We start from the raw sequence: 562 nt of genomic DNA, 5'->3' as shown, positions 1-562 counted from the left end.
CTGAATACGATGGCTACGCAGAATGCGTTCGCACCGAGTTTGATCCAAGCCAAGTGTCGCTTGAAACCTTAATGGGCTATTTCTTTGAAATCATCGACCCATATAGCATCAACAAGCAAGGGGACGATGTTGGTGAAAAGTACCGTACCGGCGTATACAGCCGTGATACCAAGCACCTTGAAATCGCCAAATCGTCTATAGCAACAAGAGACGATGCCGATAAGATTGCGGTTGAAGTCTTACCACTAAAAAACTACGTTCCAAGCGACGAAGAGCATCAAGATAGGCTCACTCGTTTCCCAAACGATTACTGTCACATCCCTCTAGACCTGCTGCATAAATATAAGAACAAATAGCCTGCAGAGTGTAAGCGACAAGTAGCTCCAGCATACCTTGTAGTACGGAATCATCCGATTTAGTAACGGCAGGATTCACGAACTGGAGAAATAGCGAAGATTTTCATTTTATGACCTAATCATTATCGTTACATAGACTAAATAATGGCCATCATTTTTGGTTGTAAAAAATAACAAGAGGAGCAATTAAATTACTCCTCTGTAAA

The 562-nt window shown here is 42.0% G+C and carries 1 protein-coding gene; it reads left to right on the top strand.

What is annotated here, in order from left to right; translation table 11 throughout:
- Window positions 1-356, top strand: a 356-nt coding sequence (locus R7Z47_RS26215; RefSeq protein WP_318130946.1) for a peptide-methionine (S)-S-oxide reductase, incomplete at its 5' end; no start/stop codon positions are given.
- Window positions 357-562 lie beyond the last annotated feature (206 nt).

The organism is Vibrio sp. 1641, assembly GCF_033339995.1.
GTDB lineage: Bacteria > Pseudomonadota > Gammaproteobacteria > Enterobacterales > Vibrionaceae > Vibrio > Vibrio alginolyticus.
The sequence above is the reverse complement of the archived record's forward strand: the minus strand, read 5'-3'. Positions and strand labels throughout refer to the sequence as shown.